This is a genomic window from Enterobacter cloacae complex sp. HYC033_NIDB, from assembly GCF_056673335.1.
The window spans coordinates 232155-250834 of the sequence record NZ_CP115123.1 but is presented as its reverse complement, the minus strand read 5'-3'; the positions used below and the strand labels follow the sequence as shown (position 1 = coordinate 250834).

Genomic DNA, 18680 nt, shown 5'->3' with positions numbered 1-18680 from the left:
ATAGGCAATGGCTGAAAATCAATACTACGGCACTGGTCGCCGCAAAAGTTCCGCAGCTCGCGTTTTCATCAAACCGGGCAGTGGTAAAATCGTAATCAACCAGCGTTCTCTGGAACAATACTTCGGTCGCGAAACTGCCCGCATGGTAGTTCGCCAGCCGCTGGAACTGGTTGATATGGTAGAAAAACTGGATCTGTACATCACCGTTAAAGGTGGTGGTATCTCCGGTCAGGCAGGTGCGATCCGTCACGGTATCACCCGCGCGCTGATGGAGTACGACGAATCCCTGCGTTCTGAACTGCGTAAAGCTGGCTTCGTTACTCGTGACGCTCGTCAGGTTGAACGTAAGAAAGTGGGTCTGCGTAAAGCACGTCGTCGTCCACAGTTCTCCAAACGTTGATCCATTCTGCTTACGCAGAACGATTGGCGAAAAACCCGCTTCGGCGGGTTTTTTTATGGATAATGCGCAGGTTATCCACAGTAACATTTCATATATCTTCTCTTTTTCCACATTTCCGGAATCCCCTCACCACAAAGCCATCAAAATCTGGTAAACTATCATCCAATTTTCTGCCCAAATATCGGTGAATACTCGATTTTTGTTCGATTCTTGAACAATGTGTCTTCTCTGGGATGGGCGATACATCATCTGGCTGGCCCCGTTGGGCTGGTAGCAGTAAAAATTCTGAATATACCTGGAGGTTTTCATGGCTGTCGCTGCCAACAAACGTTCGGTAATGACGCTGTTTTCTGGTCCTACTGACATTTATAGCCATCAGGTTCGTATCGTGCTGGCCGAGAAGGGTGTCAGTTTTGAGATCGAGCATGTGGAAAAGGATAACCCGCCTCAGGATCTGATCGATCTCAACCCGAGCCAAAGCGTACCGACGCTGGTGGATCGCGAGCTGACCCTGTGGGAATCCCGTATCATTATGGAATACCTGGATGAGCGTTTCCCGCATCCGCCGCTGATGCCTGTTTATCCTGTTGCGCGTGGTGAAAGCCGCCTGTACATGCAGCGTATCGAGAAAGACTGGTACTCGCTGATGAACGTTATCGTCAACGGTTCCTCTTCTGAAGCGGATGCTGCACGTAAACAGCTGCGTGAAGAGCTGCTGGCGATTGCGCCGGTATTTGGTCAAAAGCCTTTCTTCCTGAGCGACGAGTTCAGCCTGGTGGATTGCTACCTGGCTCCGTTGCTGTGGCGTCTGCCAACCCTGGGCGTAGAGTTCAGCGGCCCTGGCGCGAAAGAGCTGAAAGGCTACATGACTCGCGTCTTTGAGCGCGACTCTTTCCTGGCATCTTTAACTGAACCGGAACGTGAAATGCGTCTCGGCCGAGGCTAATGACTGTGGAAATGTCACAACTTTCACCACGCCGTCCGTATCTGCTGCGCGCCTTCTATGAATGGCTGCTGGATAACCAGCTCACGCCGCACCTGGTTGTGGATGTGACGTTGCCGGGCGTGCTGGTTCCAATGGAATACGCGCGCGACGGACAGATTGTACTGAATATTGCGCCACGCGCAGTGGGTAACCTGGAGCTGGCGAACGACGAAGTGCGCTTTAATGCGCGCTTCGGCGGCGTGCCGCGTCAGGTTTCCGTGCCGCTGGCAGCTGTGCTGGCTATCTACGCCCGTGAAAACGGTGCGGGCACCATGTTTGAGCCGGAAGCGGCTTATGATGAAGAGGTTGCCAGCCTGAATGATGATGAGGCATCCGATGAACGCGAAAGCGACACGGTAATGTCTGTCATCGATGGCGATAAGCCCGATCATAATGACGACACCGATCCGGATGACGAGCCACCACCACGCGGTGGTCGTCCTGCACTGCGCGTTGTGAAATAAACAAACAGGCCCGACGGGCCTGTTTTGCTTTCGGTCCCTTTTCGCCCCCTCTAATTTCCTGTGTTATGATGAACTGTTTTCCTTCAATGGCACCGGACTGCAATGAAACCGACTGATCTTAAAGCTGAAAACTCTGATGAAACCATTGGTCGCAGCCTGCGCCGTCGGCCGCTGGCGCGCAAAAAACTGTCTGATATGGTGGAAGAAGAGCTGGAGCAGATGATCCGTCGGAAGGAATTTGCCCAGGGAGAGCAGTTACCCTCCGAGCGCGAACTGATGGAGTTCTTCAACGTGGGTCGCCCCTCGGTGCGCGAAGCGCTGGCGGCGCTAAAGCGTAAAGGGCTGGTGCAGATTAACAACGGTGAACGTGCCCGCGTAACCATGCCGTCTGCCGATACCATCATCAGTGAATTGTCGGGAATGGCGAAAGACTTTCTGACCCAGCCCGGCGGTATTGCCCATTTCGAGCAGCTTCGCCTGTTCTTTGAATCCAGCCTTGTTCGTTATGCCGCAGAATATGCCACTGACGATCAGATTGCGCAGCTCACGAAAGCCCTGGAGATCAACAGCCAGTCCCTGGATGACAACACGCTATTTATTCGTTCCGATGTCGATTTTCACCGCGTGCTGGCGGAGATCCCCGGCAATCCGATCTTCAATGCGATCCACGTTGCGCTGCTTGACTGGTTAATTGCGGCGCGTCCTAAAGTGCCGGACGCAGAGCTTTATCAGCATAATGAAGTCAGCTATCGCCAGCATATCGCAATTGTGGATGCGATCCGCCGCCGCGATCCCGATGAAGCGGATCGGGCGTTGCAAACTCACCTTAACAGCGTCTCCGCCACCTGGCACGCTTTCGGCCAGCATTCAAAAGCCAAAAAATAACGATCCTTTAGTGAAGCAGATCGCAATATAAGCGTTCTGTATTCTACTGCTGCTTAATTGATCTGGTATAACAGGTATAAAGGTATGTCGTTATAACAAACACACGATCGATTGAGGTAACTATGGCAACGCAATTACGCGGCGTAATGGCCGCACTCCTGACCCCGTTTAACTCTGAGCAGATGCTGGATAAAGAAAGCCTGCGCCGTCTGGTGCGGTTCAATATTGAACAGGGTATCGATGGGCTGTACGTCGGCGGTTCAACGGGAGAGGCCTTTGTACAGAGCCTTTCGGAACGAGAGCAGGTGATGGAGATTGTGGCGGAAGAGGCGAAGGGGAAAATCACGCTCATCGCCCATGTTGGCTGCGTCAGCACGGCGGAAAGCCAGCAGTTAGCCATGGCCGCCGCCCGCGTCGGTTTTGACGCTGTATCCGCCGTCACACCGTTTTACTATCCCTTTAGCTTTGAAGAACATTGCGACCACTATCGTGCAATTATTGACTCCGCGGAGGGGTTGCCGATGGTGGTTTATAACATCCCTGCGCTAAGCGGCGTTAAGTTAACGCTGGATCAGATCAACACGCTGGTAACGCTGCCTGGCGTCGGCGCGCTGAAGCAAACCTCCGGCGATCTCTTCCAGATGGAGCAGATCCGTCGTGAACATCCGGATCTGGTGCTCTACAACGGCTATGACGAGATCTTCGCCTCCGGCCTGCTGGCCGGCGCGGACGGGGGGATCGGCAGCACCTACAACATTATGGGCTGGCGCTACCAGGCGATCGCTAAAGCGGTTCGTGAAGGGGATAACGCCACCGCACAGCGCCTGCAAAGCGAATGCAACACGGTGATCGATCTGCTGATTAAAGCCGGGGTGTTCCGTGGTCTGAAAACGGTTCTGCACTATATGGACGTGGTATCCGTGCCGCTGTGCCGTAAGCCGTTTGCCCCTGTGGATGAAAAATTCGTGCCAGCGCTGAAAGCGCTGGCGGAGCAGCTAATGGCGGAAAAACGCTAACGCATAGCCGGGGGCGCTTCGCCTTATCCGGCCTACAAAAACATGCTACGTAGGCCGGATAAGGCGCAGCCGCCATCCGGCAAAACGACAGAGAAATCGTCGGGAGAGTGAAATGAGTAAGTCTACCCAAAGCATCCCGTGGTACCGCCATCTTACCCGTCCTCAGTGGCGCGCCTTCTCCGCCGCCTGGCTGGGATATCTGCTTGATGGCTTCGATTTTGTATTGATAGCCTTAGTCCTGACAGAAATAAAAAGCGAGTTTGCCCTGACGACAGTGGAAGCGGCGAGCCTGATTTCGGCGGCCTTTATATCGCGCTGGTTCGGCGGCCTGCTGCTGGGCGCCATGGGCGACCGCTATGGCCGCAAGCTGGCGATGATCACCAGCATCGTGCTCTTTTCCTGCGGTACGCTGGCCTGCGGTTTTGCGCCGGGTTACGTCACCCTGTTTATCGCCCGCATGGTGATAGGCATGGGGATGGCGGGGGAATATGGCTCCAGCGCAACCTATGTGATTGAAAGCTGGCCAAAGCACCTGCGCAACAAGGCGAGTGGTTTTCTGATTTCCGGTTTCTCCGTCGGCGCCGTGGTTGCGGCCCAGGTCTACAGCCTTGTCGTGCCCGTCTGGGGCTGGCGGGCGCTGTTCTTTATCGGCATTCTGCCCATCGTCTTTGCCCTGTGGCTGCGGAAAAATATTCCGGAAGCTGAGGACTGGAAAGCGAAGCACGAAGGCAAAGCCCCGGTGCGCACCATGGTTGATATTCTGTATCGCGGCAAATACCGCGTCATCAATATGGCGATGACGCTGTTTGCCGGTACGGCGCTGTGGTTCTGTTTTGCAGGCGAACTCAACAACGCGGGGCTGGTCGTTATTCTCGGCCTGCTGTGCGCCATCGTCTTTATCAGCTTTATGGTGCAAAGCAGCGGTAAACGCTGGCCGACGGGCGTCACGTTGATGGTTGTCGTGCTCTTCGCCTTTCTCTACTCCTGGCCGATTCAGGCGCTATTACCCACTTATCTGAAAACCGACCTGGCCTATGATCCGTCAACGGTGGCGAAGGTGCTGTTCTTTAGCGGCTTCGGTGCGGCGGTAGGCTGCTGCGTGGGTGGTTTTCTCGGTGACTGGCTTGGCACCCGCAAGGCCTATGTCTGTAGCCTGTTGGCCTCACAGCTCCTGATTGTTCCCGTCTTTGCGATCGGCGGCGCCAATGTCTGGGTGTTGGGCTTGTTACTCTTTTTCCAGCAGATGCTGGGGCAGGGGATCTCCGGGATCTTACCCAAACTCATCGGCGGCTATTTCGATACCGACCAGCGTGCGGCGGGTCTGGGCTTTACCTACAACGTTGGCGCGTTGGGCGGCGCGATTGCCCCGGTGATTGGCGCGCTGCTGTCGCAGGATATGGCGCTGGGCACGGCCCTGGGATCGCTCTCTTTTGGCCTGACGTTTGTGGTGATCTTGCTTATTGGTCTGGATATGCCCTCCCGCGTTCAGCGCTGGATCAGGCCAGAAGCCCTGCGTACGCATGACGCTATTGACGGTAAACCTTTCAGCGGAGCCGTCCCGTTTGGCGGCGATAAAAGCGCTTTAGCGAAAAGCAAAAGTTAATCCGCTTGCCCGGACCTGTACCGGGCACATTCGTAAGGGATGAGGTATGTCACAACGGGATAAAAACATTTCCGAGCGGGGCGGTGCTATGACGACACTGGCGATAGACATAGGTGGAACTAAACTTGCCGCCGCCCTGGTGGATGACGGTTTACAGATCCACGCGCGACGCGAATGCCCTACGCCCGCCAGTAAGACGCCTGACGCACTGCGTGAGGCGCTGGCTGAGCTGGTCAAGCCGTTACAGACCCAGGCAACGCGTGCGGCCATTGCCTCAACCGGAATCATTCAGGACGGCAATCTGCTGGCGATTAACCCGCAAAATCTCGGAGGATTGCACCATTTTCCGCTGGTGCAGACGCTCGAAGACATTGCTGGTTTGCCGACCCTGGCGATCAATGATGCTCAGGCTGCGGCATGGGCGGAATATCACGTTAGTGCGAAGGAAATTAAAGACATGGTATTCCTGACTGTTTCAACGGGCGTGGGGGGCGGCGTAGTCAGTAACGGGAAACTCGTGACCGGAAGCGGCGGACTGGCTGGGCATCTTGGGCATACGCTCGCCGATCCAAACGGCCCGCAATGCGGCTGTGGTCGCGTGGGGTGCGTGGAAGCCATCGCGTCTGGTCGCGGTATTGCCGCCGCAGCCAGGGGAGAGCTTGCAGGATGCGATGCAAAAACGATTTTTGCGCGCGCGGCAGAGGGAAATAAACAGGCGGCGGAACTGGTCCAGCGTTCTGCACAGGTACTGGCGCGGCTTATTGCCGACACGAAAGCGGTGATGGACTGCCAGCGCGTGGTGATTGGCGGCAGCATCGGGCTGGCAGGAGGGTATCTGGCGCGGGTCCGCGCGTATCTTGAGGAGCATCCTTCTGTTTATCACGTTGAATTAACCGCCGCGCACTATCGACACGATGCGGGCTTACTGGGCGCGGCGCTGTTGGCTCAGGGAGAAAGATGATGTTTTTTGGTGAGATTCGGACGCTTCCCTCCACGGGGTTGCATCCCGTTCTTCTGGAGGCGCTAACCCTCGCGCTGGCTGCCCGTCCGCTGGAAAAAGCGGCAGGACGTTATGAGCTTCGCGGTGAGGATATCTTCATGAACGTGATGACGTTTGCCACGCAGTTTCCAGACCAGAAGAAAGCGGAACTGCATGAGCAATATATTGATATCCAGGTGTTATTGACGGGAGAAGAGCGCATCCTCTTTGGCGTGACGGGCTCGGCACGCCAGCGTGAAGATTTTCATCCTGAAGAAGATTATCAGTTGTGCAGTGAGATTGCAGGTGAACAGTGTGTCACCCTCCGGCCGGGGATGTGCGCCGTATTTATGCCGGGAGAGCCACATAAGCCAGGATGCGCAATCCTTGAGCCAGGCGAGATAAAGAAAGTCGTGGTGAAGGTACGCGCCCGCTTGCTGGATACGTAGTTTATAGGCCTGATGGCGCTTCGCTTATCAGGCCTGCGGGCATAACGTAATTTGCAGGCCGGATAAGGCGCAGCCGCCATCCGGCAATGTTATTCGATATTCTGGCGCTTAAACGTCACCGCTTCCGGCTGCGTCAGGTGCAAGGTTGTCTGGCTGGGCACCGTCTCGGCAATCACCTTGCCGTGGCGAACAGAGTATCGTGCCGGCGTCTGGCGACGAACTGCATCAAACCCATTCTCTGCCGGGAGAATCACCAGGTTTGCTGTATTCCCAACGCGCACGCCATAGTCCTGCAAATCGAGCGTTTTCGCGCTGTGGGTAGTGATCAGGTTAAGCCCATCATTTATTTGCCCGTAACCCATCAGTTGGCAAACGTGCAGCCCCATATGCAGAACCTGAAGCATATTCGCGGTTCCCAGCGGATACCACGGATCGAAAACGTCGTCATGACCAAAGCAGACGTTGATCTCCGCTTCCAGCATTTCTTTGACGCGTGTGATGCCTCGGCGTTTGGGATAGGTATCGAAACGGCCCTGCAAATGCGTGTTAACCAGCGGGTTTGCCACGAAGTTAATGCCTGACATTTTTAACAGGCGGAACAGTCGGGACGTATACGCGCCATTATAGGAGTGCATCGCCGTGGTATGGCTGGCGGTCACGCGTGAACCCATTCCGTCACGATGTGCCAGTGCGGCAACGGTTTCAACGAAGCGCGATTGTTCATCATCAATTTCATCACAGTGGACATCGATCAGTCGGTCGTACTTTCTGGCCAGGGAAAACGTTTTATGCAGCGACTCAACGCCATATTCACGCGTAAATTCAAAGTGGGGGATTGCGCCGATGACATCCGCCCCTAAACGCACGGCTTCCTCAAGCAGTTCTTCACCGTTCGGATAAGAAAGAATGCCTTCCTGCGGGAATGCCACAATTTGCATATCGACCCACGGGGCGACTTCCTGCTTCACCTCCAGCATGGCTTTCAGTGCCGTAAGGGTGGGGTCCGAGACGTCAACGTGTGTACGTACGTACTGAATGCCGTTGGCGATTTGCCACTTCAGGGTCTGCATCGCGCGAGTTTTAACGTCTTCGTGGGTAAGCATCGCCTTGCGTTCGGCCCAGCGCTCGATTCCCTCGAAAAGCGTGCCGGACTGGTTCCAGTTCGGTTCACCCGCCGTTTGCGTTGTATCCAGATGGATATGCGGCTCGATGAAAGGAGGGATAACCAGCCCGCATTCGGCGTCCAGCACCTGACCGACTGGCGCAGAGGCGGTTTCCTGAGGATCGATACGGCTGAAGCGTCCGTCCTCAATCGTGATTTGCCATAAACCCTCTTGCCCCTGCAAACGGGCCTGACGGATAGTGAGGGAATTATTCTGCATGGGAAACCTCCGAAGGATTAGCAAGGGTACGTTTGGCGAATGGGTTTAACACCAAATAGCTGAAGACGCCACCCAATACTGCGTTAACGGGGACAATTCCCGGAATGTAGTGCCCGGCAGCAACACCCAGGGCGACCGAGAAAATGGCAATCCAGTTAACGGACACAAATTTTGCGTGGTCGAAGCTGGCATAGCGGCGGCGATTAATCAGGTAGTCGGCGATAATCACCCCGCCAACCGGCGGAATCGCTGCCGACAAAAAGGTCAGCCAGCCAACGAAGTTGTTGTATAGCCACAGCGCGCACAGCGTACCGATAATGCCATTAACCACCGACAGCGTACGGCTGGAAAGACCAGTAATATTGGCGAAACCCAGACCAGAGGCGTACAACGCGTTGTCATTGGTGGTCCAGATATTCAGGCCAAGAACGACAATGGCCGGCAGCAGCAGTCCCTGGGCGATCATCACGTCAGAAATATCGGCCTGTCCTACGGCGGCAGCGCCTGCCGCACCGAAGATAAACATCAGCGAGTTGCCAAGGAAAAATGCCACCATCGCCACCAGAACGGCACCTTTGGCATTGCGGCCAAAGCGGACGAAGTCGGCGGTCAGCGTGCCTGCGCTGATAAACGAGCCTACGACCAGCGCCAGCGCGCTGGAAAAGTTGAGCGGCGTCTGCGGCACAATGGATTTGAGGTGGTCCAATCCTCCCACGCCGTCCACCGCCAGCCAGACGGAGTAGCTACCCAGGATGACGATAGCGGGTACGGCGATGATGGATAAAATCGTCAGTGCCGAGATGCCAAAAAAAATGGTTAACGTCATCAACAGGCCGGAAACTGCAATCAGGATGTTCACGTCGATGCCCGTGGCTTTACTCACCGGGATGGCAAACATCGCTACGCCGACGCCAAACCACCCTACCTGCGTACCGCCTAAAAGCATGGAGGGAAGCCAGGAACCTTTTATACCGAACGAGTAACGCGCAAGAAGATGGGTTGAGAGGCCGGTTTTTGCGCCAATGTAGCCAAGAAAAGCAGTGTAAATACCGAGGAGGAGATTGCCGAAGAGAACTGCGAGGAAGAAATCATTATAGGAAAGACCGGTACCGAGCGTGCCTCCGGTCCACATACTGGCGGAAAAAAACGTTAACCCTAACATCACAAAAGTGAGTGGAACCACGCCTTTCCGCGCCGCCAGAGGGACGGGGCCCTGGCTATAATTGTTATCTTGCGACACAACGCCTCCTTGAATTTTGGCCAAAAAATCCGCCGCATAATATACATTTTTTTCACGAAAGCAAACGTTTACGTCGGGATTTACGCTGCTTTTTTGCTTAAAAAGGCACCATTAACTTAAGGGTAGGCTACTGAAAACAGGCTCCCCAGCGTTCCGCTTTATGCTTCTGCCGGGGAGTCAGAGGGGCTTACACTTCCAGGAAGTTCATGATCCCGTCAGCCGCTTTACGGCCTTCGGCAATCGCCGTGACCACCAGGTCAGAGCCGCGAACGATGTCGCCACCGGCGAAGATTTTCGGGTTGCTGGTCTGGAACGCGTTATCGCTGCCTTCTGGCGCAATGATGCGGCCCTGAGAGTCCAGCTCTACGCTGTGCTTCGCCAGCCACTCCATGCTGTGAGGACGGAAACCAAACGCCATCACCACGGCGTCAGCCGGGATCACGTGTTCAGAACCGGCCACGATCTCCGCGCGACGACGGCCTTTCGCATCTGGCGCACCCATCTCCGTGCGCGCCATCTTCACGCCGCTCACTTTACCGTTGGCATTCACTTCAATACCCAGAGGCTGGATGTTGAACTGGAACTCGACGCCCTCTTCACGTGCGTTTTTCACTTCGCGCTTAGAGCCCGGCATGTTCTCTTCGTCACGACGGTAGGCACAGATGACATGCGCCGCATTCTGGCGAATGGAGGTACGCACGCAGTCCATCGCGGTATCACCGCCGCCCAGCACCACCACGCGTTTGCCTTCCATGCTGACGAACGGCTCATCGGCGGTCTCGCCGTAGCCCATTAGCTGTTTGGTATTCGCAATCAGGAACGGCAGCGCGTCGTACACGCCTGGCGCATCTTCGTTCTCCAGACCACCGCGCATGGACTGATAAGTGCCTACGCCCAGGAACACGGCGTCGTAATCTTTCAGCAGGTCGTCGAGCTGCACGTCGCGGCCCACTTCGGTGTTGAGTTTGAACTCAATGCCCATGCCGGTGAAGATTTCGCGGCGGCGGGTCATCACCTCTTTCTCCAGCTTGAAGGCCGGGATACCGAAGGTCAGCAGGCCGCCAATCTCCGGGTGGCGATCAAAGACCACCGCCTTCACGCCGTTACGGGTCAGCACGTCCGCACAGGCCAGGCCTGCCGGGCCCGCGCCGATAATCGCTACGCGCTTGTCGGTTTGACGCACACCGGTCATATCCGGGCGCCAGCCCATCTCGAACGCTTTATCGTTGATATAGCGTTCGATGTTGCCGATGGTTACCGCGCCAAACTCGTCGTTCAGCGTACAGGAGCCTTCACACAGGCGATCCTGAGGGCACACGCGGCCGCACACTTCCGGCAGGGTGTTGGTCTGATGAGACAGCTCGGCGGCTTCAAAAATACGCCCTTCGTTGGCCAGCTTCAGCCAGTTCGGGATGTAGTTATGGACCGGACACTTCCATTCGCAGTAAGGGTTACCGCAGGACAGGCAGCGGTCTGCCTGTGCTTTGGCCTGGCCTTCTGAAAACGGCTCATAGATTTCAACAAATTCAATTTTACGGATCTTCAGCGGTTTCTTTGGCGGATCAACACGCTGAAGGTCGATAAACTGGTAAACGTTCTGGCTCATCTGAATTCCTTACTGCGCCTGCACGCGCAGCTCTGCTGCGCTACGACTACGGTGACCCAACAGGGCTTTAACATCGCTGGACTTCGGCTTCACCAGCGCGAATTTCGCAGAGAACGCCGGCCAGTTGGCCAGGATCTCTTCGCCGCGCGAAGAACCGGTATGCTGCACGTGTTCGGTAATTAAACCGCGCAGGTGTTCTTCGTGGATGGCCAGCGTATCAACGTCCAGCACTTCCACCAGCTCCGGGTTCACGCGTTTGCGGAACTCACCGTCTTCATCCAGGACGTAGGCAAAACCGCCCGTCATGCCCGCGCCAAAGTTCACGCCGGTTTTACCCAGGACGCACACAATTCCGCCCGTCATGTATTCACAGCCGTTATCGCCGATGCCTTCCACCACGGTGATGGCGCCGGAGTTACGCACCGCAAAACGTTCGCCCGCACGGCCCGCGGCAAACAGACGACCGCCGGTTGCGCCGTACAGACAGGTATTGCCGATGATGCTCGCTTCATGGCTGCGGAAGGCTGAACCAACCGGAGGACGCACCGCCAGCAGACCGCCCGCCATGCCTTTTCCGACGTAGTCGTTGGCATCGCCGGTCAGGTATAACTCAACTCCGCCTGCGTTCCACACGCCGAAGCTCTGACCCGCGGTACCGCTGAAATGCGCGGTAATCGGATCCGACGCCAGACCCTGGTCACCGTGCGTTTGCGCGATGTAACCGGAGAGGGACGCACCCACGGAACGGTCGGTGTTGCGGATATCAAACCAGAACGTTTTGCTCTGCTTCTCATCCACATACGGCTTCGCCTGTTGCAGCAGCTGTGCGTTCAGCACGCCGTTGTCGAACGGCGGGTTGTTCTCGGTACAGTAAACTGCTTTGCCAGGATGCGGCTGAGCGGTTTCCAGCAGCTTAGACAGCTCCAGCTTCTGCTGCTTGGCCGTGAAGCCCTCAAGCTCTTTCAGCAGGTCGGTACGGCCAATCAGGTCTACCAGACGCTTCACGCCCAGCTGCGCCATCAGCTCGCGGGTTTCACGGGCGATGAAGTCAAAGTAGTTGGTCACTTTGAACGGCAGGCCGTGGTAGTGATTTTTACGCAGCTTTTCGTCCTGGGTAGCAACGCCCGTTGCACAGTTGTTCAGGTGGCAAATACGCAGGTATTTACAGCCGAGCGCAACCATCGGGCCGGTACCAAAGCCGAAGCTTTCCGCTCCCAGAATCGCCGCTTTGATGATGTCGAGGCCAGTTTTCAGTCCGCCGTCCACCTGCAAACGGATCTTGTGACGCAGGCCGTTAGCGACCAGCGCCTGCTGGGTTTCCACCAGGCCAAGCTCCCACGGACAACCCGCGTATTTCACGGAGGAGAGCGGGCTTGCGCCGGTGCCGCCGTCGTAACCGGCGATGGTGATCAGATCCGCATAAGCTTTCGCCACGCCGGTGGCAATGGTGCCAACGCCCGGTTCGGAAACCAGCTTCACGGAGATCATCGCTTTCGGGTTGACCTGTTTCAGGTCGAAAATCAGCTGCGCCAGATCCTCGATAGAGTAGATATCGTGGTGCGGCGGCGGGGAGATCAGCGTCACGCCCGGCACTGAATAACGAAGCTTAGCGATGTATGGGGTGACTTTATCACCCGGCAGCTGACCGCCTTCACCCGGTTTCGCACCCTGCGCGACTTTAATCTGAATCACGTCGGCGTTAACCAGGTACGCAGGCGTTACGCCAAAGCGACCAGACGCCACCTGCTTAATACGGGACACTTTATTGGTGCCATAGCGGGCCGGATCTTCACCGCCTTCCCCGGAGTTGGAGTTGCCGCCGATGCTGTTCATGGCTTCCGCCAGCGCTTCGTGCGCTTCCGGGCTCAGCGCGCCGATAGACATCGCCGCGGTGTCGAAACGTTTGAACAGCTCAGACGCGGGTTCAACCTCGTCAATGCTGACCGCTTCATCACCCGGATTGAGGGCAATGAGATCGCGCAGCGTCGCTGCCGGACGGTTGTTCACCAGCTCTGCATACTGCTGATAATCGCTGTACTCGCCGCTCTGCACCGCCTGTTGCAGCGTGCGCACCACGTCCGGGTTATAAGCGTGATACTCACCCCCGTGGACATATTTCAGCAGACCGCCCTGTTCCAGCGGCTTACGTGCCAGCCAGGCGCGCTTCGAGAGGTTCACCAGATCCTGCTGGAAGTCAGCAAAACCGGCACCGCCGATACGGCTGACCACGCCCTGGAAGCAGAGATTCGCGACCTCGTCATGCAGACCGACCGCTTCAAACAGCTTCGAGCAGCGGTAAGAGGCGATGGTCGAGATGCCCATTTTGGACATGATTTTGTACAGACCTTTGTTGATGCCGTTACGGTAGTTCAGCATCACGGCGCGGTAGTCTTTGTCGATCGCGCGGGTATCTACCAGGCGGGCCAGCGTTTCGTAGGCCAGATACGGGTAGATTGCCGTGGCGCCAAAGCCTAACAGCACCGCAAAGTGGTGCGGGTCGCGCGCGCTCGCGGTTTCAACGATGATGTTGGCGTCGCAGCGCAGGCTCTTGTCCACCAGACGCGTCTGGATAGCCCCCACCGCCATGGGTGCAGGCACCGGCAGACGGTTTTTCGCGATGTTGCGGTCAGACAGCACCAGCAGAACGGTGCCGTTACGCACCATCTGCTCGGCTTTATCGCACAGCGCGTTCACCGTCTCTTCGAGGCTCGTTTCGGTCACGTCGAAGGTGATATCGAGCGTGTCGGCGCGATAGTGCTCCTCGGTCATGGTGGTGAGCTGTTTGAAATCGGAGTACAGCAGGATCGGTGATTTAAAGGTCAGACGGTGCGCCTGGCCTTCAGCTTCACAGAAGACGTTCATCTCACGGCCGATGCTGGTGGCCAGCGACATGACGTGGGCTTCGCGCAGCGGATCGATTGGCGGGTTAGTGACCTGCGCAAACTGCTGACGGAAGTAGTCATAAATAATGCGTGGCTGGCTGGAGAGCACGGCAAACGGGGTATCGTCACCCATTGAGCCGACCGCTTCCTGGCCGTTTTCGCCGAGCACGCGGATAACCGAGTCCAGCTCTTCCGCGCTGTAGTTAAACTGCTTCTGGAAGCTCGCGAGGGTGTCATCGTCCAGCTCGCGGCTGCCCACTTCTTCGTCCGACAGATCTTCAAACGGCACCAGACGACGCACGTTTTTCTCCATCCACTCTTTGTACGGATGGCGGCTCTTCAGATCGTTGTCGGTTTCGGCGGAATGCAGAATACGCCCACCGCGGGTGTCGATCACCATCAGCTCGCCCGGACCGACGCGGCCTTTCTCGACCACTTCGTCAGGCTGGTAATCCCAGATCCCGACTTCAGAGGCACAGGTGATGAGCTTGTCTTTGGTAATGACGTAGCGTGCCGGACGCAGACCGTTACGGTCCAGGTTACAGGCGGCAAAACGACCGTCGGACATAACGATGCCCGCCGGGCCGTCCCACGGCTCCATGTGCATGGAGTTAAAGTCGAAGAACGCGCGCAGCTCAGGGTCCATATCCGGGTTGTTCTGCCAGGCCGGTGGCACGAGCAGACGCATGGCGCGCACAATATCCATCCCGCCCGCCAGCAGCAGTTCCAGCATGTTATCCATGGAGCTGGAGTCCGAGCCGGTTTCGTTCACGAACGGCGCGGCATCGTGCAGGTCCGGGATCAGCGGTGTCTGGAATTTATAGGTACGGGCGCGGGCCCACTGGCGGTTGCCGGTGATGGTGTTGATCTCGCCGTTATGCGCCAGGTAGCGGAACGGCTGCGCCAGCGGCCAGCGTGGAACGGTGTTGGTGGAGAAGCGCTGGTGGAACAGGCAAATGGCCGATTCCAGACGCAGGTCCGCCAGGTCCAGGTAGAAGCGCGGCAGGTCAGCCGGCATACACAGACCTTTATAGATGTTCACCAGGTTAGAGAGGCTACAGACGTAGAACTCTTTATCGTCCTGAAGACGTTTTTCAATGCGGCGGCGGGCGATAAACAGACGGCGTTCCATATCACGCGGACGCCAGCCCGCAGGCGCGTTGACAAAAATCTGTTCAATACGAGGCAGCGAGGAGAGGGCGATTTCACCGAGCACCCCTTCGTTGGTTGGCACATCGCGCCAGCCGACGATCGACAGGGTTTCACGCTGAAGTTCTTCTTCAACGATGCGGCGTGAGGCGGCAGCTTTTTCAGGATCCTGATTCAGGAACAGCATACCGACAGCGTAGTTTTTGGCTAAACGCCAGCCGCGCTCTTCCGCTACGATACGGAAGAAACGATCCGGTTTTTGCAGCAGCAGGCCGCAACCGTCGCCGGTTTTACCATCGGCAAGGATGGCGCCACGGTGCTGCATACGGGCCAGTGCGTGAATAGCAGTACGCACTACCTTGTGGCTAGGTTCGCCTTCTATGTGGGCGATCAGGCCGAAACCACAGTTATCCTTCTCAAGGGATTTATCGTACAACATATCAGTGAACCTCCCCAGGCTCGTCGGGCTTCCCACTGAACTTTACCGTGGCGCACAGGCGCAGAAAGAGCATGGCGACGGGGTTAGCGTTTCATACGCGGACCTCGCATTCGCCCTCTTTTTCATCCTTTCGCGCAGGTAAACAAGTTTGAGGACTTGCTTCAGAGGGAATCTCAATTACTGCATAAATATGATGAGCAGGCCGCTCATCCAGAAAGCTTCCAGCGGATTTCCAACTTATCGGGAATTGGTACACAGGTCAAATGGCAATCTTATTTATACAAAAATGTGCTAAAGCGTAGTTATCTTTTTGTTTTTAATATGTATTTAACTATTTTTACAACCACTTAAAGCACCGGGGAGGTGCAGGGGAGTGTGATCTGACTCACTATATGAAAGCGGTATTATCGATGCAGCGTGCTGAAATGCAGATTTATAGCAGAATATTAATCTGGTGTTGCATTCAAACCCGCATAAAATCACTGTTTTTCAGTCCTGGCGCTATAAATGAAAAAAACCATCAGAACATAAGGAAAAGTAATTACGTACAGGGTGAATGAAATCTCGGTAATCGTGATTATTTATTCAAACAGATAAAGGCCGTCCAGGGCGATTGATCCAGGTCATCGCCGACAGAGGCTAAAAATGGCAGGCTTGTCCCCTTTCTTCGGGACGGTCTATCAGATTATGCAGTTACAGAAATTAGTCAATATGTTTGGTGGGGATCTTTTGCAGCGCTACGGACAAAAGGTTCACAAACTGACGCTGCACGGCGGCTTTAGCTGCCCGAATCGCGATGGCACCATCGGGCGTGGTGGCTGCACTTTCTGTAACGTGGCCTCGTTTGCTGACGAGGCCCAGCAGCATAAATCTATCGCTGAACAGCTCGCCCATCAGGCGAGTCTGGTGAACCGCGCGAAGCAATATCTGGCCTATTTCCAGGCCTACACCAGCACGTGGGCTGAGGTGCAGGTGCTGCGCTCGATGTATCAGCAGGCGGTTGCTCAAGCGAACATTGTCGGGCTGTGCGTGGGGACGCGTCCGGACTGCGTGCCGGAGGCCGTGCTGGATTTACTTAGTGAGTACAAAGAGAAGGGCTACGAGATCTGGCTGGAGCTGGGCTTGCAGACCGCGCATGACAAAACCCTGCACCGTATCAATCGCGGGCATGATTTCGCCTGCTACCAGCGCACCACGCGTCTCGCCCGTGAGCGTGGATTAAAAGTCTGCTCGCATCTGATTGTCGGCTTGCCAGGAGAAGGGCAGCAGCACGGGCTGGAAACGCTGGAAAAAGTCGTCGAGACCGGCGTGGATGGCATTAAGCTGCATCCGCTGCATATCGTGAAGGGCAGCATAATGGCGAAAGCATGGGAAGCGGGGCGGTTAAGTGGTATCGAACTCGACGACTATACGGTGACGGCGGGGGAGATGATTCGCCACACGCCTCCGGAGATTGTTTACCACCGCATCTCGGCCAGCGCCCGCCGCCCAACGCTTCTGGCACCGCTCTGGTGTGAGAACCGCTGGACGGGGATGCTGGAAATCGACCGCTATCTACAGGAGAACGGCGTACAGGGGTCGGCGCTTGGCCGCCCGTGGGTTCCCCCGCTACCGGCGACGGCCGCCTAGCAGACTTCCCAGCATGCCGCGTACTATCTGGTTGGTAATCTGACGCGTCGCACTTTTTGCCATGGTCTGAACCACGCCATCGCGTTTGCCGCCGCGTGGCCCGGTGCTGCCGAACAGAATATCTTTCAGCCCGCCGAGAATGCCGTCGTCCACGGCAACAGATTGCCCTTTTGCGGCAGGGGCATCCTGCGATTCGGCAGCCGCCTGCACCCCTTTTTGCAGCATCTCGAACGCGGATTCGCGATCCACCTCGTCTTCATACTTCCCGTACACCGGGGAGTGATTAATCAGGGCGTTGCGTTCATCGTCCGTTACCGGCCCCATGCGCGAGCAGGGCGCAATCACCATCGCACGCTCGACAACTGTCGGGCTGCCTTTTGCATCGAGGAACGAAATCAGCGCTTCACCGGTACCCAGCGCCTGAATGGCGGTTTCGGTATCAAAGGCCGGATTGGCGCGCATGGTTTGCGCCGCGGCTTTCACCGCTTTCTGATCTTTCGGGGTAAAGGCGCGCAGGGCGTGCTGCACGCGGTTACCCAACTGCCCCAGTACGTTGTCCGGAATATCCGACGGGTTTTGCGACACAAACCAGACCCCGACGCCTTTGGAGCGGATCAGGCGGATAACCTGTTCAATTTTATCCAGCAGCACCTGCGGCGCGTCGTTAAACAACAGGTGCGCTTCGTCAAAGAAGAACACCAGTTTGGGTTTTTCCAGATCGCCTGCTTCCGGCAGTTGTTCGTACAGTTCAGAGAGCATCCACAGCAGGCTGGCGGCGTAAAGCTTCGGCATCTGGTAGAGCTTCTCTGCGCTCAGAATGTTGATGATGCCTTTGCCGCTGCTGTCGGTACGCATCCAGTCTTTGATATCCAGCATTGGCTCGCCGAAGAAGTGTTCGGCACCCTGTTGCTCCAGCGTCAGGAGCCCACGCTGAATGGCGCCCACCGAGGCGCTGCTGATATTGCCGTACTGGTTCTGGAAGGATTTGGCGTTATCGCCAATGTACTGGGTGATGGCGCGCAGATCTTTGAAGTCGAGCAGCAGTAGCCCCTGATCGTCGGCGATACGGAAGATAATGTTCAGTACCCCGGACTGCACGTCGTTGAGGTTAAGCAGACGGGCCAGCAGCAGCGGGCCGAGGTCGGAGACGGTGGCGCGCACCGGATGGCCTTTTTCGCCGAAGATATCCCAGGCCACCACCGGATTACCGTGCGGCGTCCAGTCGGTGATGCCGATATTTTTCAGGCGCTCGAGGAGTTTTTCTGACGCTGCACCTTCCTGAGCCACCCCGGTTAAATCGCCCTTCACGTCAGCCATAAAAACCGGCACGCCAGTCTCTGACAACGACTCAGCCAGCTTTTGCAGGGTGACGGTTTTTCCCGTCCCGGTCGCGCCGGTGATCAGGCCATGACGGTTCGCCATCGCGGGCAGTAAAAACAGCTCTTTTTCCAGCGTCCTGGCGATTAACAATGGTGTACTCATGATGCACGTCCTCTCGTAGTCCTGGGTGGAGTATAGGCAACCTGACGGCAAAATGTCTGCGTAAATTCCTCACTTTGCGGCGCATTATCC

Annotated in this window: 14 protein-coding genes; 9 read left to right on the top strand and 5 right to left on the bottom strand. The window is 56.4% G+C overall.

The window, feature by feature from the left end; genetic code table 11:
- Positions 1-7 precede the first annotated feature (7 nt).
- The 8 genes from rpsI to nanQ all read left to right on the top strand — a co-directional run bounded on the left by rpsI (position 8) and on the right by nanQ (position 6781).
- Positions 8-400: a 30S ribosomal protein S9 gene (rpsI, locus tag O1721_RS01195; RefSeq protein WP_003860436.1), complete on the top strand. Its 393-nt coding sequence runs from the start codon at positions 8-10 to the stop codon at positions 398-400.
- A 307-nt stretch (positions 401-707) separates the two neighbouring features.
- The gene (gene sspA / locus O1721_RS01190) at positions 708-1346 is read left to right on the top strand and encodes a stringent starvation protein SspA (RefSeq protein ID WP_003860438.1); all 639 of its coding nucleotides are present in this window, start codon (positions 708-710) and stop codon (positions 1344-1346) included.
- A gap of 5 nt (positions 1347-1351) precedes the next feature.
- On the top strand, positions 1352-1849 hold the full coding sequence (gene sspB / locus O1721_RS01185) for a ClpXP protease specificity-enhancing factor (RefSeq protein ID WP_026080566.1): 498 nt from the start codon (positions 1352-1354) through the stop codon (positions 1847-1849).
- A gap of 102 nt (positions 1850-1951) precedes the next feature.
- A complete protein-coding gene (gene nanR, locus O1721_RS01180) occupies positions 1952-2734 on the top strand; it encodes a transcriptional regulator NanR (protein ID WP_017382717.1) in 783 nt (260 codons plus the stop codon).
- Positions 2735-2856: 122 nt separating this feature from the next.
- Positions 2857-3750 (top strand): N-acetylneuraminate lyase, encoded by an 894-nt coding sequence (gene nanA, locus O1721_RS01175; protein ID WP_017693901.1) that lies wholly within the window; start codon positions 2857-2859, stop codon positions 3748-3750.
- Between the two features lie 112 nt (positions 3751-3862).
- Positions 3863-5353 (top strand): MFS transporter, encoded by a 1491-nt coding sequence (locus tag O1721_RS01170; protein ID WP_015572000.1) that lies wholly within the window; start codon positions 3863-3865, stop codon positions 5351-5353.
- A gap of 88 nt (positions 5354-5441) precedes the next feature.
- The gene (gene nanK, locus O1721_RS01165; protein ID WP_015571999.1) at positions 5442-6314 is read left to right on the top strand and encodes an N-acetylmannosamine kinase; all 873 of its coding nucleotides are present in this window, start codon (positions 5442-5444) and stop codon (positions 6312-6314) included.
- Positions 6314-6781 (top strand): N-acetylneuraminate anomerase, encoded by a 468-nt coding sequence (nanQ, locus tag O1721_RS01160; RefSeq protein ID WP_023295505.1) that lies wholly within the window; start codon positions 6314-6316, stop codon positions 6779-6781. The genes nanK and nanQ overlap by 1 nt, the downstream gene beginning before the upstream one ends.
- An 89-nt stretch (positions 6782-6870) precedes the next feature.
- On the opposite strand, the gene O1721_RS01155 is transcribed toward nanQ, so the two are convergent.
- From O1721_RS01155 to gltB, 4 genes are all read right to left on the bottom strand, one after another.
- Positions 6871-8163: a cytosine deaminase gene (locus tag O1721_RS01155; protein WP_015571997.1), complete on the bottom strand. Its 1293-nt coding sequence runs from the start codon at positions 8161-8163 to the stop codon at positions 6871-6873.
- Positions 8153-9403: a cytosine permease gene (gene codB / locus O1721_RS01150; RefSeq protein ID WP_017693905.1), complete on the bottom strand. Its 1251-nt coding sequence runs from the start codon at positions 9401-9403 to the stop codon at positions 8153-8155. The genes O1721_RS01155 and codB overlap by 11 nt, the downstream gene beginning before the upstream one ends.
- A 187-nt stretch (positions 9404-9590) precedes the next feature.
- The gene (gene gltD, locus O1721_RS01145) at positions 9591-11009 is read right to left on the bottom strand and encodes a glutamate synthase subunit GltD (RefSeq protein WP_017382721.1); all 1419 of its coding nucleotides are present in this window, start codon (positions 11007-11009) and stop codon (positions 9591-9593) included.
- A 9-nt stretch (positions 11010-11018) separates the two neighbouring features.
- Positions 11019-15479, bottom strand: coding sequence for a glutamate synthase large subunit (gene gltB / locus O1721_RS01140; RefSeq protein WP_032649671.1), 4461 nt, complete (start codon positions 15477-15479; stop codon positions 11019-11021).
- A gap of 687 nt (positions 15480-16166) precedes the next feature.
- Between gltB and mnmL the strand changes: the two genes are divergently transcribed.
- The gene (gene mnmL / locus O1721_RS01135) at positions 16167-17108 is read left to right on the top strand and encodes a tRNA modification radical SAM protein MnmL/YtqA (RefSeq protein ID WP_096152317.1); all 942 of its coding nucleotides are present in this window, start codon (positions 16167-16169) and stop codon (positions 17106-17108) included.
- On the opposite strand, the gene O1721_RS01130 is transcribed toward mnmL, so the two are convergent.
- Positions 17088-18590: a helicase HerA-like C-terminal domain-containing protein gene (locus O1721_RS01130; RefSeq protein ID WP_032649669.1), complete on the bottom strand. Its 1503-nt coding sequence runs from the start codon at positions 18588-18590 to the stop codon at positions 17088-17090. The genes mnmL and O1721_RS01130 overlap by 21 nt on opposite strands.
- Positions 18591-18680 lie beyond the last annotated feature (90 nt).

Bases quoted from the DNA above. Each gene is read 5' to 3' on its own strand.
- rpsI (WP_003860436.1), top strand. From the start codon at position 8: ATGGCTGAAAATCAATACTACGGCACTGGTCGCCGCAAAAGTTCCGCA.
- sspA (WP_003860438.1), top strand. From the start codon at position 708: ATGGCTGTCGCTGCCAACAAACGTTCGGTAATGACGCTGTTTTCTGGT.
- nanR (WP_017382717.1), top strand. From the start codon at position 1,952: ATGAAACCGACTGATCTTAAAGCTGAAAACTCTGATGAAACCATTGGT.
- nanA (WP_017693901.1), top strand. From the start codon at position 2,857: ATGGCAACGCAATTACGCGGCGTAATGGCCGCACTCCTGACCCCGTTT.
- O1721_RS01170 (WP_015572000.1), top strand. From the start codon at position 3,863: ATGAGTAAGTCTACCCAAAGCATCCCGTGGTACCGCCATCTTACCCGT.
- nanK (WP_015571999.1), top strand. From the start codon at position 5,442: ATGACGACACTGGCGATAGACATAGGTGGAACTAAACTTGCCGCCGCC.
- nanQ (WP_023295505.1), top strand. From the start codon at position 6,314: ATGTTTTTTGGTGAGATTCGGACGCTTCCCTCCACGGGGTTGCATCCC.
- O1721_RS01155 (WP_015571997.1), bottom strand. From the start codon at position 8,163: ATGCAGAATAATTCCCTCACTATCCGTCAGGCCCGTTTGCAGGGGCAA.
- gltD (WP_017382721.1), bottom strand. From the start codon at position 11,009: ATGAGCCAGAACGTTTACCAGTTTATCGACCTTCAGCGTGTTGATCCG.
- gltB (WP_032649671.1), bottom strand. From the start codon at position 15,479: ATGTTGTACGATAAATCCCTTGAGAAGGATAACTGTGGTTTCGGCCTG.
- mnmL (WP_096152317.1), top strand. From the start codon at position 16,167: ATGCAGTTACAGAAATTAGTCAATATGTTTGGTGGGGATCTTTTGCAG.
- O1721_RS01130 (WP_032649669.1), bottom strand. From the start codon at position 18,590: ATGAGTACACCATTGTTAATCGCCAGGACGCTGGAAAAAGAGCTGTTT.